The sequence below is a fragment of the Streptomyces sp. NRRL F-2664 genome (assembly GCF_000719345.1).
Classification (GTDB): Bacteria; Actinomycetota; Actinomycetes; order Streptomycetales; family Streptomycetaceae; genus Streptomyces.
On the sequence record NZ_JOFX01000010.1, the window covers coordinates 44,621 to 59,547 of the forward strand.

A 14,927-nucleotide genomic window follows, 5' to 3' on the forward strand; every position below is an offset into this window, starting at 1 on the left:
AAACGGGCGGAAACGCCCGTCAGGCGCGGGGTGCGCACCCCAGGACGTGCCGCTTCACCAGCACGCCGATGTCCGGATCCCGCGTGCGGAAGGCCTCCACGAGCGCCTCGTGCTCCTCCGCGTAGGACTTCTGGACGGTTCCCAGCCAACGGATGGACAGGGCCGTGAACACCTCGATGCCCAGGCTCTCCCAGGTGTGCAGCAGCACGCTGTTGCCCGCGGCCCGCACCATCTCCCGGTGGAAACCCACCGTGTGCCGCACCTGGGCCGTGCCGTCCGAGCTGCGGTCGGCCTCCCACAGGGCCGCCACATGCGGCTCCAGCGCCGAGCAGTCGGCCGCCAGCCGCGGCGCCGCGAGCTCGGCGGCGATCTGCTCCAGACCGGCCCGGACCGGGTAGATCTCCTCCAGGTCGGCGGCGGAGAGGTTCCGTACGCGCACGCCCTTGTTCGGCGCGGACTCGATCAGCCGCAGCGTCTCCAGCTCGCGCAGCGCCTCCCGTACGGGGGTCTGGCTGACCTCCAGCTCGACGGCGATGCGCCGCTCCACGATCCGCTCGCCGGGCTTCCAGCGCCCGCTGACGATCCCCTCCACGATGTGCTCGCGGATCTGCTCGCGCAGCGAGTGCACGACGGGTGGGGTGATCATCGGGGCTTCAACTCCTGGTGGGTGTGCAGGGTCACGGCAGGGCCTGATGCCTAGACAATACGGCGGCGCCCCCGCCCGGGAGTATCCCGGACGGGGGCGCCGACCGTGAGGCTGGTTACAAGCCGTTCGGCTCAGAGGCCGAGCTCGACCTCGAACTCGCCGGCCTCCAGGATCGCCTTGACCGCGGTGAGGTACCGGGCCGCGTCCGCGCCGTCCACCAGGCGGTGGTCGTAGGACAGGGTCAGGTACGTCATGTCGCGGATGCCGATGTTGGTGCCCTCGGCGGTCTCGATGACCACCGGGCGCTTCACCGTGGCGCCGATGCCCAGGATGGCGACCTGGTTCGGCGGCACGATGACCGTGTCGAACAGCGCACCGCGCGAACCGGTGTTGCTGATGGTGAAGGTCGCGCCCGACAGCTCGTCCGGCGTGATCTTGTTGCCGCGGACCTTGGCGGCCAGGTCGGCGGTCGCCTTGGAGATGCCCGCCAGGTTGAGGTCGCCCGCACCCTTGATGACCGGGGTCATCAGGCCCTTCTCGGAGTCCACGGCGATGCCGATGTTCTCCGAGTCGAAGTAGGTGATGGTGCCCTCGTCCTCGTTGATCCGGGCGTTGACGACCGCGTGGGCCTTCAGCGCCTGGGCCGCGGCCTTGACGAAGAACGGCATCGGGGACAGCTTGACGCCCTCGCGGGCGAGGAAGCCGGCCTTGGCCTTCTCGCGAAGCTTCATGATCTTGGTGATGTCCACCTCGACCACGGAGCTGAGCTGGGCCTGCGAGTGCAGGGCCTTCATCATGTTGTCGCCGATGACCTTGCGCATGCGGGTCATCTTGACGGTCTGACCGCGCAGCTCGGACACCGCGGCGGCCGGAGCCTTGGCGGCGGGAGCGGCGGTGCCCCCGGCAGTCGCAGCCGCCGGAGCGGCCGCAGCGGCCTTGGCGGCCTCGGCGGCTGCCAGGACGTCCTGCTTGCGGATGCGACCACCGACGCCGGTGCCCGAGACCGCGGACAGGTCCACGCCGGACTCCGAGGCCAGCTTGCGCACCAGCGGGGTCACGTACGCGCCCTCGTCGCCGGCGGCGGCCGGAGCCGGGGTCACCGGGGCCGGGGCGGCGGCGGGGGCCGGGGCGGCCGGGGCAGCCTGGGCGGGGGCCGGAGCCGGAGCGGCCTGGGCGGGAGCCGGGGCAGCGGCCGGAGCCGGAGCGGCCTGGGCGGGAGCCGGGGCAGCGGCCGGAGCCGGAGCGGCCTCGGCCGGAGCCGGGGCAGCGGCCGGGGCGGCGGCGGCCGGGGCGGCACCGGCGACGCCGATGACGGCCAGACGGGCGCCGACCTCGGCGGTCTCGTCCTCGCCGACCACGATCTCCAGGAGCGTGCCGGAGACCGGCGCGGGGATCTCGGTGTCGACCTTGTCCGTCGAGACCTCCAGCAGCGGCTCGTCGGCCTCGACCGACTCGCCGACGGCCTTCAGCCAGCGGGTGACGGTGCCCTCGGTGACGGACTCGCCCAGGGCCGGCAGCACGACGTCGGTGCCCTCGGCGGAACCGCCGCCGGCGGCCGCGTCGGCCGTCGGCGCCGGGGTCTCGGCGCCGGCCGGGACCTCGGTGGACGGGGCGGCCTGCGGGGCCTCGGCGGCAGGGGCCTCGGCAGCAGGAGCCTCGGCGGCGGCCGGAGCCGCAGCCTCGGCCGTGGCGCCGGAACCGTCGTCGATGACGGCCAGCTCGGCGCCGACCTCGACGGTCTCGTCCTCGGCGACCTTGATGGAGGCCAGGATGCCGGCGACGGGCGACGGGATCTCGGTGTCGACCTTGTCGGTCGAGACCTCGAGCAGCGGCTCGTCGGCCTCGACGCGCTCGCCCTCGGCCTTCAGCCAGCGGGTGACAGTGCCCTCGGTGACGCTCTCGCCGAGCGCCGGAAGGGTTACGGAAACCGACATGGTTTCTGTTGCTCCTTACGAAAGTGCGGAAGTGGTCGTCGCGCCCGGGACGAACTAGTCGTGGGAGTGAAGCGGCTTGCCGGCCAGGGCCAGGTGGGCCTCGCCGAGCGCCTCGTTCTGGGTCGGGTGCGCGTGGATCAGCTGCGCGACCTCGGCCGGCAGGGCCTCCCAGTTGTAGATCAGCTGAGCCTCGCCCACCTGCTCGCCCATCCGGTCACCGACCATGTGGACGCCGACCACGGCACCGTCCTTGACCTGGACGAGCTTGATCTCGCCCGCGGTCTTCAGGATCTTGCTCTTGCCGTTGCCCGCCAGGTTGTACTTCAGGGCCACGACCTTGTCCGCGCCGTAGATCTCCTTGGCCTTGGCCTCGGTGATGCCGACGGAAGCGACCTCGGGGTGGCAGTAGGTGACGCGCGGGACACCGTCGTAGTCGATCGGGACGGTCTTGAGACCGGCCAGACGCTCCGCGACCAGGATGCCCTCGGCGAAGCCGACGTGCGCGAGCTGGAGGGTCGGGACGAGGTCGCCCACGGCCGAGATCGTCGGCACGTTGGTCTGCATGTACTCGTCGACCAGGACGTAGCCGCGGTCCATCGCGACGCCCTGCTCCTCGTAGCCCAGGCCCTGCGAGACCGGGCCGCGGCCGACGGCGACCAGCAGCACCTCGGCCTCGAAGGTCTTGCCGTCGGCCAGCGTCACGCGGACGCCGTTCTCCGTGTACTCGGCCTTGTCGAAGAAGGTGCCGAGGTTGAACTTGATGCCGCGCTTGCGGAAGGCCCGCTCCAGCAGCTTCGAGCTGTTCTCGTCCTCGACCGGCACGAGGTGCTTGAGGCCCTCGATGACGGTGATGTCGGAGCCGAAGGACTTCCACGCCGAGGCGAACTCGACGCCGATGACGCCGCCGCCCAGCACGATCGCGGACTCGGGCACGCGGTCCAGGACCAGCGCGTGGTCCGAGGAGATGATGCGGTTGCCGTCGATGTTCAGGCCCGGCAGCGACTTCGGCACGGAGCCGGTCGCCAGCAGGATGTGGCGGCCCTGGATGCGCTGCCCGTTCACGTCGACGGAGGTCGGCGAGGAGAGGCGGCCCTCACCCTCGATGTAGGTCACCTTGCGGGAGGCGACCAGGCCCTGCAGGCCCTTGTACAGGCCCGAGATGACCTCGTCCTTGTACTTCTGCACACCCGCGATGTCGATGCCCTCGAAGGTGGCCTTCACACCGAACTGGGCGGCCTCGCGCGCCTGGTCGGCGATCTCACCCGCGTGCAGCAGAGCCTTCGTGGGGATGCAGCCGTTGTGCAGGCAGGTGCCGCCGAGCTTGTTCTTCTCGATCAGGGCAACGTCCAGACCCAGCTGGGATGCGCGCAGCGCCGCGGCGTAACCGCCACTGCCACCGCCGAGGATCACTAGGTCGAAAACGGTGCTGGCGTCGTTCGCCACGTCACGTCCTCCATGCATGTGCGCCGGGCACCGGTCCTCTGTGACCGGGCGGCGGCTGGTAATCGGCCGCTGTTTCTTCGGCCCTGTGGTGGGGGCCCTGTCCTGCCGAGAACCCATCTTCGCATTTGTCGGGGGAACGCGGGACGCCGGGCCCACGTTGTGGGAGGCCGTTCTGTCCGAAGCGAAGGTTACCGCTGCGTAGAAACCTACGGATTTCGTTGTGGGCTGAACGCACCCCGGGGCCCGCGGGGCCCCGGGGTGCGTCGCGCGTCACATCGGGGGCGTCAGCCGAGGTCTCCGGTGGCCGTCCGCTCGGCCAGCCGCACCAGGGTGCGCACCGCGGAGCCGGTGCCGCCCTTGGGGGTGTAGCCATGCGGGGCGCCTTCGTGGAAGGCCGGGCCGGCGATGTCGAGGTGGGCCCAGGTGATGCCCTCGCCGACGAACTCCTGGAGGAAGAGGCCGGCGACCAGGCCGCCGCCCATCCGGACACCCATGTTCGCGATGTCGGCGGTGGGGGAGTCCATGGTCTTGCGCAGTTCCGCCGGGAGCGGCATCGGCCAGGAGGACTCGCCGACCTCCTCCGCGATCTCGTGGATCGAGGTGCGGAAGGCGTCGTCGTTCGCCATGATCCCGAAGGTGCGGTCGCCGAGGGCGAGCACCATGGCGCCGGTCAGGGTGGCGACGTCGACGATCGCGTCCGGGTTGTCCTCGGAGGCCTTGGTCAGCGCGTCACCGAGGACCAGCCGGCCCTCGGCGTCGGTGTTGAGGACCTCGACGGTCTTGCCGCTGTACATGCGCAGGACGTCGCCGGGCTTGGTGGCCGAGCCGGACGGCATGTTCTCGGCGAGCGCGAGCCAGCCGGTGACGTTGACCCGCAGGCCCAGCTTCGCGGCCGCGACGACGGCGGCGAAGACGGCGGCGGCGCCGGCCATGTCGCACTTCATCGTCTCGTTGTGGCCGGCCGGCTTCAGGGAGATGCCGCCCGAGTCGTAGGTGATGCCCTTGCCGACGAAGGCCAGGGTCTTCTCCGCCTTGGGGTGGGTGTAGCTGAGCTTCACCAGGCGCGGCGGGTTCTCGGAGCCCTTGCCGACGCCCATGATGCCGCCGTAGCCGCCCTTGACCAGGGCCTTCTCGTCCAGCACCTGGACCTTGACGCCGTTCTCCTTCGCGGCCGCGGAGGCGACCGCGGCGAAGGCCTCGGGGGTCAGGTCGTTCGGCGGGGTGTTCACGAGGTCACGGGCCACGTTGACCTGGGCCGCGACGACGGCGGCGCGCTCGACGGCCGCCTTGTGCTCCTTGTCGCGCGGCTTGGCGCCGAGCAGGGCCACCTCGGCGAGCGGCTGCTTCGGCCCGGAGTCCTTGCCGTTGCCGGCCTTCTTCTCGCCGCCCTGGTACGCGGTGAAGGCGTACGCGCCCAGCAGCGCGCCCTCGGCGACGGCGGTGACGGCGGAGGCGTCCTCCAGCGGCAGGGCGAAGCCGGCCTTCTTGCTGCCGTGCAGCGCGCGGGCGGCGGCGCCGGCGGCGCGGCGCAGCACCTCCTCGTCGAACGACTCGTCCTTCTCCGGGACGGAGCCGAGCCCCACCGCCAGCACGACCGGGACCTTGAGGCCTGCCGGGGCCGGCAGCTTGGTGACCTCGCCTTCGGCACCCGAGGCGCCGAGTGCGTCGAGGACACCGGCGAGCTTGCCGTCGAACGCCTTGTCCACGGCCTCGGCGCCCGCGGCGACGATCGCGCCCTTGGGGCCCTTGGCGACACCGACGACGAGGGCGTCGGCGCGCAGCGTCGCCGCGCCGGCAGTGCTGAGAGTCAGAGCAGTCACGGTGGTGAAGTCTCGCTTCCGTTTGTGTGTGTGGGCCGAGTGGGTGGACGGCCGTCCGTAGCGATCGTATTCGGGGCCCGACGGCCGCCTGGAAGGAGCCTACGCGCACGGGCTCACCCGTACGCCACTCGAAGGTTTGGCAAGGTGTTCGATCAAGCGGCCACCGGGTTCACCCGTCCGTGGACTCTGCTCCAGGTTTGCCCCGTAGACCTGACGAGGTCCGAAAGACTCGGTCCACTCTCGCAAGGGGACGCGGGGTCCCTTTGCATGATTTCCACAGAGCCTCCCCGGCCCGGCCGACCGCCAAGGGCCGTTCCGAGGGATGCCTGCGGGGGGAAAGGCCGAAATGGTCAACAAGAACCGGATGAACAGGCTGGCCGCCGTCATGGCCGCGGCTGCCCTGGCGTCCGTCGCAGTACCGGCCGCGAGCGCCCAGGCGGCCGTGACACCACCGCGGATCGACCTGAAGGTGCTCGTCGTCGACGACGGCGGCAGCTCGGTCGAGGCGATCACCGCGGAGCTCAAGGACACCGGAGTGCCCTTCACGCGCGTCCAGCTGGGCAGCGCGAGCCGCCCGGTCATCAACGCGGCGTTCCTCAGCGACACGGTCGACGGCCGGCCGCGCGCCAAGTACCAGGGCGTGGTCCTGCCCAACGAGAACCCCTTCGGCGAGGGCTCCGCCGAGATGACCGCGCTGGCCGCCTACGAGACGACGTACGGGATCCGCCAGGTCGACGCCTACACCTGGGCCCACCCGGGCGTCGGGCTGGAGTACACCGACAACGGCGGCTTCGCCGGCCAGCTCGACGGCACCCGGGCCGCCGTCACCGCCGCCGGCAAGGCAGGCCCCTTCGCCTACCTCGGCGGACAGGTCACCTTCGAGGACAATTCCGCGCTGGTGCCCGAGAGCTACGGCTACATGGCCAAACCGCGCCCCGGCTACACCAGCTACGTCGACGCACCCGTCGGGTCCGGCCGCGCCTCCCTCGTCGGCGAGTACACCCACGACGGACGCAGCGAACTGGTCGTCACCTTCGGCTACAACCAGCACCAGCAGCAGTTCCGGCTGCTCGCCCGCGGCATCGTCGACTGGCTGACCCGCGGGGTCCACCTCGGCCAGAGCCGCAACTACTTCGCGGTCCACGTCGACGACGTCTTCGCCCCCGACGCCCGCTGGAACAAGGAGCTGAACTGCACGCCCGGCGACTACGCCTGCCCGGGCGGCGAGGGCAAGGAGAGCACCATCCGGATGAGCGCCGCCGACGCGGTGTACGCGGCGCAGTGGCAGACCACCAAGAACTTCAAGCTCGACATGCTCTTCAACGGCGGCGCCGGCGAGGAGTGGAAGGCCGAGAACGGCGGCGTCGACGCGCTGACGGCCCAACTCGTCGCCGACCGCGCCAAGTACCGGTGGATGAACCACACCTACACCCATCCGTTCCTCGGCTGCGTCCAGGACACGACGACCATTCCGTGGACCTGTACGAAGAACGCCCAGGGCGCGGTCCAGTACATGAGCCGCGCCGAGATCTCCGCCCAGATCCGGGACAACAACAACTGGGCCGCGTCCAAGGGCATCACCCTCGACAGGACCGAACTGGTCACCGGCGAGCACTCCGGCCTCAAGACCGCCCCCCAGCAGCCCGTGGACAACCCCAACCTGGCCGGGGCCCTCGCCGACAACGGGGTCAGGTGGGCCGGCAGCGACAACTCCCGCGAACCGGCGCAGCGGGCCCTCGGCAGCGCCCTCACGGTCCCCCGGCACCCGATGAACGTGTACTACAACACCGGCACCAACGCCGAGATGGCCGACGAGTACAACTGGATCTACACCAGCCGCGCCCACGGCGGCAGCGGCGTCTGCGAGGACAACCCGGCGACCTCCACCTGCCTGCCGGCCCCGCTGGACGTCAACACCGGCTACCTCGACCACATCGTCCCGGCCGAGGCGCGCACCGCCCTGCGCCACGTCCTGGCGAACGACCCCCGGCCGCACTACGTCCACCAGTCCAACCTGGCCGAGGACCGCACCCTCTACCCGGTACTCGACCAGGTCCTCGACACCTACCGGACCCTGTACGCCCCCAGCGCGCCCATCGTCAACCAGTCCATGAAGGACACCGGCGTCGAGCTCCAGCGCCGCGCCGCGTGGGACAAGGCCCTCGCGGACGGCAAGGTCACCGCCTACCGCATCGGCAACGACGTCACCGTCAAGGCGCCCTCCGGAGTGGTCGCCCCGGTGACCGCCCCCAACGGCACCAGGAAGCAGATGCTCCTCGGCACGGCGGACTTCGGCACCGCCTACGCCGGCAGCCGCTCCGCCTGGACCGGCCCCGAGCTGCTGCAGAGCGCCGTCACGCTCAAGCTGCCCAGCTGACCGCCACCGCCCACACCACACCCGTAGCACCCAGTGCCGGCGCTCCGCGAACCCGACGGGCGCCGGCCCCTTTTCCGTCCTGGGGGGACACACCGCATGAGTCATGGGCGTCACGTCACCATGCTCACCGAAGGCACCTATCCACACGTCCACGGAGGCGTCAGCACCTGGTGCGACCAACTGGTCCGCGGCATGCCGGAGGTCGACTTCAACGTCATAGCCCTGACCGGCTCCGGGCGCGAGCCGGTCACCTGGGAACTGCCCCGCAACGTCTACCGGCACACGGCCGTCCCGCTCTGGGGCCCGCCCCCGGCGAAGGGCCGTCGAGCCCGCCGGTCGGCCCTGCGCGGCAAGGCGCACCGCCGCTTCACCGCCGTCTACGAAAGCTTCCTGCTCTCCCTGCTCGACCCGCCGGCCGACCCCGCCGACCGCACCTTCTCCGAAGCCCTGCGCGAACTCGCCGTCCTGGCCCGCGCCGGGAAACTCGCCCCGGCCCTGCGCTCCGAATCGGTTCTGCGCCTCCTGATGAACGTCTGGACCCGACCCGGCCTCTCCACCGCCGAGGCGGCCCCCACCCTCCACGACGCGCTCACCGCCACCGACCTGCTGGAGCACGCCCTGCGCCCGCTCGCCGTGCGCATCCCGCCCGACAGCGTCGCGCACGCCGTCAGCAGCGGCCTGGCCACCCTGCCCGCACTGGCCGCCAAACACCTCGACGGAGTGCCCTTCCTCCTCACCGAGCACGGCATCTACCTGCGCGAGCGCTACCTCGGCTACCGCACCGCCGAGCAGCGCTGGCCCGTCAAGGCGCTCATGCTCGGTTTTTACCGCGAGCTCAACACCGAGGGCTACCGGCAAGCCGACCTGATCACCCCCTGCAACCAGTACAACCGCCGCTGGGAGGAGCGCGGCGGCGCCGACTCCGAACGCATCCGCACCGTCTACAACGGCGTCGACCCGCACGCCTTCCCCGAGGCCGGCCCCGAACCGGACGTGCCCACCCTCAGCTGGTGCGGCCGCATCGACCCGATCAAGGACCTCGAAACCCTCATCCGCGCCTACGCCTTCATGCGCGAGGAACTGCCCGCCCTGCGGCTGCGCCTCTTCGGACCCGTCCCGGCCGGCTGCGAGGACTACAAGCTGCGCCTGGAGAAACTCGCCGCCGAACTCGGCGTGACCGACGGGATCACCTACGAGGGCCGCATCGAGGAAGTCGCCCGGGCCTACGCGGCCGGCAGCGTCGTGATGCTCTCCTCCATCAGCGAGGGCTTCCCCTTCAGCATCATCGAGGCCATGTCCTGCGGCCGCACCACCGTCTCCACCGACGTCGGCGGGGTCCGCGAGGCCGTCGGGGACACCGGCCTGGTCGTCCCGCCCCGCGAGCCGGAGACCATGGCCCGCGCCACCCTCGCCCTGCTCCGCGACGACGCGCGCCGCGCCGAGCTGGGCCGGATGTCCCGCCGTCGGGTCGTGGAGAAGTTCACCCTCCACCGGTCCGTGGACGGCTTCCGGCACATCTACCGGGAACTCGCCGGCCAGCCCGTCCTGCCCGTCCACGCGGGGGACGCCTGGACCCAGCGGCTCGCCGACCCCTGGTACCGCGAACTCGCCGCCGACGGGAGCCTGTGGTGAGCGGATCCCTCTGGCTCAGGCCGCCCGCCCCCGGGCGGGACTCCGGCGCGCTCCCGGGGATCCCCCGGCCGCGCGCCGGCAGCACCGGCCCCGCCGCCGACCCCATGGACGAACTGGCCGAACGCCTCGACGTGTTCATCGCCCGTGCCGTCCACCCCGACGAGATCGCCGCCGTCCTCGAATCCGACGGCATGACGGACGAGTACATCCGGCTCACCTACGGCCGCCACGACTCCTTCGCCCTCGCCGAGGAGCTCTACGCCCGCGTGCCCCGCTCCTACCCGGATCCGGGGCCCGCCCCCGACCCCTGGAAGGCCTCCCTCCCCGCCTGCCTGCTGCGCGGGGTCGTCTTCGCCCTGCCCGGCCTGGCCTACCTCCTGGGCGCGCCCCTCCTCGAAGGCCCCCAGGACCGGCTCGGGCTGCCCGCCGGGACGCTGACCCTGCTCGCCGGGGCGCTCATCGGCTGGGTCTGGGACCAGAGCCTGTCCCACCGCGCCTACTCCTGGCTCGGCCTCGGCGACCGGGCCGCAGCCGGCCGGACCCTGCTCGTCGGCGCCCCCGTCGGAGCCCTGCTGGGCACCGCGGCCGCCCTGGCCGTGCCGGGCGGCCCGCCGTTCTCCTACGCCTTCGCCGCCGGCCAGGCCGTCTACGTCGGGGCCGCCACCGTCCTGCTCGTCCTCGGCCGCGAGCGGGTGCTCCTCGCCGCCCTCGCCCCCATGGCCGCGGGCGCCCTGGTGGTGCTCGTCGTCGATCTGCCCGTGCCGGTACGGGTGGCGCTGCTGGCGGTGTCCCTGCTGGCCGCCTGCACCCTGGCCGTACGGGAACTGCCGGTGGCCGACGCGGTGCGGCGGGCCGCGCACCGGGTCCGGACCCGGGCAGCCCGCCGGCCCGCCCGGGTCGGCCCCGTGCGCTGGCAGATGCTGCGCGGCGCCGAGGAGGAGTACACCCCTCGCGGACCACGGCTGGGGGACTCGGTGCCCTTCGGGGTCTTCGGCCTCGGCACCGGCCTGCTCGTGCTCTACGCCGCCCTGGGCGAGGTACTCGCCGGAGGCCCCGCCGAAGCCGTCGCCGCGCCCTCGGCGGTGGCGCTCACCCTCAGCATGGGCCCCGCCGAGTGGCTGCTCCACCGCTTCCGCAGCGGCACCCTCTCCGGACTCCGGGGAGCCCGCTCGCCCGGGCAGTTCCGGCGCCGGATGCTGACCACCCTGATCCGCTGCCTGGGCGTCTACCTGGCGGTGCTGCTGGCCCTCGGCCTGACCGGCACCCTGCTGTGGCCGGGAGCCCCCGGCCTCACCGGGGTCCGCGTCGCCACCCTCCTGCTGCTCGGGGCGGTGATGTGGAGCGGGCTGCTCCTGCAGTCCTTCGGAGCCGTCCGGCCCGCGGCCGTGGTCTGCGCCTGCGCCGCCGTCGCCCAGAGCGTGGCCCTGCTGACCGGACTGGGCCAGCCCCGGATCGTCCAGTCGGTCGTGGCGGGCACGGCCGCCACGGCCCTGGCGGTCCTGGTCTGCCTGCTCCTCGGCCGCGCGACCGCCCACCGATGACGCCCGAGCCCGAGACGTACGACACGGACGAGAAGAAGGACCCCATGCTGCTGGTGCCCCTCTACGAGCATCCCGCCGACCGGCCCGAGGCCTGGGAACGGCTCATCCGCTCCGCGGACCGGCTGCACTCGGTGGTGCTCAACCCCGACAGCGGGCCCGGCACCGCACGCGACGAACGGTTCGCCCACGTCGCCGAACGGCTCCGGGAGGCCGGCGTACCCGTCCTCGGATACGCCGACACCGACTACGGGCGGCGCCCGCACGCCGCCGTGGTGCAGGACCTGCTGCGCCACCGCGACTGGTACGCCACCGACGGGGCCTTCCTCGACCAGGCCTGCGCCGACCCCGAACTGCTCCCGCACTACGGGCGCCTGGCGGTCGCCGCCCGTGCCGCGGGCGCCCGGACCGTCGTCCTCAACCACGGGGCCCACCCGCACCCCGGATACGCCGAACTCGCCGACCTCCTCGTCACCTTCGAAGGCCCCTGGGACGCCTACCGGGAGGCGGCCGCGCCGCCGGCCTGGACGGCCGACCACCCCGCCCAGCGGTTCTGCCACCTCGTCTACGCCGTCCCGCCCGGCGAACCGGCCGCCCGGCTCGCCGGGGAACTGGCCGCGCAGCGCGGTGCGGGCGTCCACTGCGCCGTCCCCGGCAGCGGACCCCACCCGTGGGGGACCCTCCCGTACGCCCTGGAGACGGCGCGATGAAGGTCCTGCGACCGCTGCGGCTCCTGCTGGTCCTGCCCCTGCTGCTGCTCGCCGCCTGCACGGCCGGACCGGACGACGAGGCCGACGACGAACCGTACCGGTGGCCGGAACTGGCCCCCGGCCAACGCTGGCAGCCCCCGCCCGGCACGCCCTGGCAGTGGCAGCTCACCGGAACGCTCGACACCTCGGTCGAGGCAGCCGTCTACGACGTCGACGGCTTCACCACCACCAAGGAGCAGGTCGCGGTCCTGAAGAAGGCCGGGCGCAAGACCATCTGCTACCTCTCCACGGGTGCCTGGGAGGACTTCCGGCCGGACGCGGAAGCGTTTCCGCGGGAGCTGCTCGGCAAGGGCAACGGCTGGGAGGGGGAGCGCTGGCTCGACATCCGGCGGGTGGCGGAGCTGGAACCGCTGATGGCCAAGCGGTTCGACATGTGCCGGGAGAAGGGCTTCGACGCGGTCGAGCCGGACAACATGGACGGCTACCGGAACACCACCGGCTTCCCGCTCACCGCCGACGACCAGCTGCGCTACAACCGGCTGATCGCGAGGCTCGCCCACGACCGGGGCATGTCCGTCGGCCTGAAGAACGACCTCGACCAGGTCCCGCAACTCGTCGGGGATTTCGACTTCGCGGTCAACGAGCAGTGCGCGCAGTACGACGAGTGCGACCGGCTGACCCCCTTCATCGAAGCGGGCAAGGCCGTCTTCCACGCGGAGTACGAGCTGTCGACGTCCCGCTTCTGCGGCCGGTCGAAGACGCTGGAGCTCAGCTCGATCCAGAAGCGGTACGACCTCGACGCGTGGCGCCGCACCTGTTCCTAGCCGCGCCTTCGCAGCCGCGCTCGGGCCATGTCCAGCCCCGCCGGAAGCGGCCGGCGCAGCCGGAAGGGGGAGGGCGGGGAGAGGACAGTCGGCGGTCAGGACCACGGCAGCACGGCGTGGACGCGGTAGCCGCCGCCGAAGCGGGGGCCCGTGGAACAGGAGCCACCCAGGGCGGAGGCCCGCTCGCGCATGCCCAGGAGGCCGTGACCGCCGCCCGGCTCGGAGCCGGCGGGCTCCGTTCCGCCGTCGTCCAGCACGGTCACCTCCACCGACGGGCCCACCCGGACCACGCTGACCTCCGCCCGCGCCCCGGGCCCCGCGTGCTTGCGCACGTTGGTCAGCGCCTCCTGGATCACCCGGTACGCCGCCAGGTCCACCGCCGCCGGCAGCGGCCCCGTCCCGCAGTCCAGCTGGACGATCACCTCCACCGGCAGACCGGCGTGCCGGAAGGTGTTCACCAGCTCGTCGAGGACGCCCAGCCCCGGCGCCGGCTCGGTCGGTGCCTCCGGATCACCGGACTGCCTCAGCAGTCCGACGGTCGCCCGCAACTCGTTCAGCGCCGACCGGCTGGCGTCCCGTACGTGCGCCAGCGCCTCCTTGGCCTGGTCCGGGCGCTTGTCCATGACGTGCGCGGCCACCCCGGCCTGCACGTTGACCAGCGCGATGTGGTGGGCCACCACGTCGTGGAGGTCCCGGGCGATCCGCAGCCGTTCCTCCGCGACCCGCCGCCGGGCCTCCTCGTCGCGGGTCCGCTCGGCGCGTTCGGCCCGCTCCCGGATGGCGTCGACGAAGGCCCGCCGGCTGCGCACGGCGTCCCCGGCAGCCGCGGCCATGCCCGTCCAGGCGAAGATCCCCAGGTTCTCCTGCGCGTACCAGGGCAGCGGCCCCGCGAGCATCGCCACCCCGGTCAGGCCGGCCATCGTGAGCAGCCCGATCCGCCAGGTCGTCGGCCGGTCGGTGAGGGCCGCCACCGTGTACAGGGCGATCACCGTGCACATGGCGACCGGTGCCCGCGGCTCGCCGGTGGTCAGCTCCAGCAGGCAGAGCCCGCAGGTCACGGCGAGTACGGCGCGCGGCCGGCGGCGCCGGAACACCAGAGCGGCCGAGCCGAGCAGCATCAGCAGGAGGGAGAAGGGCTCGGGGGTGCGCGTCCCGAAGGTGGGCCCGTGCGGCCCGTGCGGATCGGCGAAGGAGCCGACGGCCATGGCGACGAGCGCACCGAACGCCAGCACGGCGTCGGTGGCCAGCGGATGGGCCCGCATCCACTGCCGGGTGGGGGCGAACCGCCCGAGGTCTGTCGTCACCCGGATACGGTACGGCCTGCCGACCCGGGCATCAGGGCGCAGGGCCCGGCCCCAGCGGTACGCGGGCGCGTGCGGAACCCCACCGAGCCCGGACCACGCACACCACCATGACGGCGGCGATCGCCGCCAGGTGCTCCTTGCCCGCCAGGTTGTTCTTGACCAGGACCTCGCCGACCATCGCCAGGATCACCAGGGCGCCGGTCAGGTACGCCCCGTAGCGCCAGCACAGGTAGAGGGCGAGGCCCACGACCGCCGCCGAGGGTCCGGTGTCGTTGACGACGCGGTCCGACACCGGCAGGCCCAGGGGGTGCTCCGGCCCCAGCGCGAGGCCGATCCGCGCGTACGTGGTCCCCGCGAGGGTGGCGACGTAGCCGATCACCAGCGTGCGCCACCGGCCGAGGCAGATCTCCGCGATGCCGAACACCAGCAGCACCTGCGCAAGGGCCCCCCACACCGGCAGGTCGAGGGCCGGGACGAACAGCGACAGGGGAGTGCGCAGCAGGGCCAGCCAGAACGGGTCGGCGGCCTTCACCGACCCGAGGTCCTGCACCGGCCGGAACCCCCACGAGGTGTTCTGGACGATCTGGAAGATCGAGGTCAGGCAGACCGCGCCCAGGGTCATCGGGATCGCCCGCCACCTGTCGCGGGCGAGCGCGTCCCGGACGGTCCAGAACATGGGGCCCCACTCGCGGCGGGCGA

Annotated in this window: 11 protein-coding genes; 5 read left to right on the forward strand and 6 right to left on the reverse strand. The window is 72.5% G+C overall.

Annotation, left to right across the window (positions count from 1 at the left end):
• Positions 1 to 19: 19 nt before the first annotated feature.
• The 4 genes from IF89_RS0112615 to IF89_RS0112630 form a co-directional block, all read right to left on the reverse strand.
• Positions 20 to 643 carry a GntR family transcriptional regulator gene (locus IF89_RS0112615; protein WP_030765661.1) on the reverse strand — a complete coding sequence of 208 codons (624 nt, stop codon included), beginning with the start codon at positions 641 to 643 and terminating at the stop codon, positions 20 to 22.
• A 134-nt stretch (positions 644 to 777) separates the two neighbouring features.
• Positions 778 to 2,580 carry a 2-oxoglutarate dehydrogenase, E2 component, dihydrolipoamide succinyltransferase gene (gene sucB / locus IF89_RS0112620; protein WP_030765664.1) on the reverse strand — a complete coding sequence of 601 codons (1,803 nt, stop codon included), beginning with the start codon at positions 2,578 to 2,580 and terminating at the stop codon, positions 778 to 780.
• 54 nt (positions 2,581 to 2,634) lie between these two features.
• Positions 2,635 to 4,023 (reverse strand): dihydrolipoyl dehydrogenase, encoded by a 1,389-nt coding sequence (lpdA, locus tag IF89_RS0112625; protein ID WP_030765666.1) that lies wholly within the window; start codon positions 4,021 to 4,023, stop codon positions 2,635 to 2,637.
• Positions 4,024 to 4,307: 284 nt separating this feature from the next.
• A complete protein-coding gene (locus tag IF89_RS0112630; RefSeq protein ID WP_030765669.1) occupies positions 4,308 to 5,843 on the reverse strand; it encodes a leucyl aminopeptidase in 1,536 nt (511 codons plus the stop codon).
• Between the two features lie 346 nt (positions 5,844 to 6,189).
• Between IF89_RS0112630 and IF89_RS0112635 the strand changes: the two genes are divergently transcribed.
• The 5 genes from IF89_RS0112635 (at position 6,190) to IF89_RS0112655 (ending at position 12,924) form a co-directional block, all read left to right on the forward strand.
• Positions 6,190 to 8,220 (forward strand): hypothetical protein, encoded by a 2,031-nt coding sequence (locus IF89_RS0112635; protein WP_051807023.1) that lies wholly within the window; start codon positions 6,190 to 6,192, stop codon positions 8,218 to 8,220.
• A 96-nt stretch (positions 8,221 to 8,316) separates the two neighbouring features.
• The gene (gene pelF / locus IF89_RS0112640; protein ID WP_030765677.1) at positions 8,317 to 9,852 is read left to right on the forward strand and encodes a GT4 family glycosyltransferase PelF; all 1,536 of its coding nucleotides are present in this window, start codon (positions 8,317 to 8,319) and stop codon (positions 9,850 to 9,852) included.
• Positions 9,849 to 11,393, forward strand: coding sequence for a hypothetical protein (locus tag IF89_RS0112645; protein ID WP_030765679.1), 1,545 nt, complete (start codon positions 9,849 to 9,851; stop codon positions 11,391 to 11,393). The genes pelF and IF89_RS0112645 overlap by 4 nt, the downstream gene beginning before the upstream one ends.
• Positions 11,390 to 12,100: a spherulation-specific family 4 protein gene (locus tag IF89_RS0112650; protein ID WP_234327743.1), complete on the forward strand. Its 711-nt coding sequence runs from the start codon at positions 11,390 to 11,392 to the stop codon at positions 12,098 to 12,100. The genes IF89_RS0112645 and IF89_RS0112650 overlap by 4 nt, the downstream gene beginning before the upstream one ends.
• Positions 12,097 to 12,924: an endo alpha-1,4 polygalactosaminidase gene (locus IF89_RS0112655; RefSeq protein ID WP_030765685.1), complete on the forward strand. Its 828-nt coding sequence runs from the start codon at positions 12,097 to 12,099 to the stop codon at positions 12,922 to 12,924. The genes IF89_RS0112650 and IF89_RS0112655 overlap by 4 nt, the downstream gene beginning before the upstream one ends.
• A 95-nt stretch (positions 12,925 to 13,019) precedes the next feature.
• Here IF89_RS0112655 and IF89_RS0112660 read toward each other — a convergent pair whose 3' ends face one another.
• Both IF89_RS0112660 and IF89_RS45955 read right to left on the reverse strand, forming a co-directional pair.
• Entirely contained in the window at positions 13,020 to 14,186 is a 1,167-nt protein-coding gene (locus tag IF89_RS0112660) for a sensor histidine kinase (RefSeq protein WP_030765688.1), read from the reverse strand.
• Between the two features lie 73 nt (positions 14,187 to 14,259).
• The gene (locus IF89_RS45955) at positions 14,260 to 14,904 is read right to left on the reverse strand and encodes a hypothetical protein (RefSeq protein ID WP_051807024.1); all 645 of its coding nucleotides are present in this window, start codon (positions 14,902 to 14,904) and stop codon (positions 14,260 to 14,262) included.
• Positions 14,905 to 14,927: the final 23 nt, after the last annotated feature.